The 564-nt window shown below is 69.9% G+C and carries 1 protein-coding gene; it reads right to left on the bottom strand.

The window, feature by feature from the left end; translation table 11 throughout:
• Positions 1–564: KUP/HAK/KT family potassium transporter (locus tag ACFO3N_RS24975; RefSeq protein WP_379801525.1), on the bottom strand; the 564-nt coding region annotated here is incomplete at both ends.

Genomic DNA, 564 nt, shown 5'->3' with positions numbered 1-564 from the left:
ACCCGACCACCGACACGTCGGTAGGCCCCGCGAGCGACGTCGCCGTGAGGGAGGTCGGCGCCGTCGGCAGCCCGAACGTCGACGCGGTCGTGGTCCCGGCGGCGCCCTGGCCGGCCTTGTTCCGTGCGCGGACGGACACCTTGTACGGGTACCCGGTGCTCGCCTGGGTGAACGTCCAGCGCGTCTGCCCGGCGGGGATCGTCAGCCGTATCCCGGCCAGCGCCTCGCCCTTCTCGCCGCCGTACCGGAAGCGGACGTCGTCGAAGACGACCTCGCCCTTGAGCTCGCGCACCTCGCGCGGCCGCTCGGCCACCGGCGTCGTCGTCGGCTCGCGCAGCAGCATGGCGCCCTGGCCGAAGTAATTCAGCAGCAGGCACGGCATCGCGATGTAGAACCACGCATACCGGATGGGGCGCGCGCCGAAGTGGCCCATGTCGGCATAAAGCGCCTCCGCGCCGGTCAGCGCCAGAAACACCGACCCGAACACGACGAACGCCTGCATGGTGTGCCGGAATCCGAATTCGATGGCATAGAGCGGATTGAGCGCCACCAGGATTTGCGGAG

It is taken from the genome of Flavobacterium chungangensis, assembly GCF_042654045.1.
Taxonomy (GTDB): domain Bacteria; phylum Bacteroidota; class Bacteroidia; order Flavobacteriales; family Flavobacteriaceae; genus Flavobacterium; species Flavobacterium chungangensis.
This window is presented reverse-complemented; position numbering and strand designations above follow the sequence as displayed.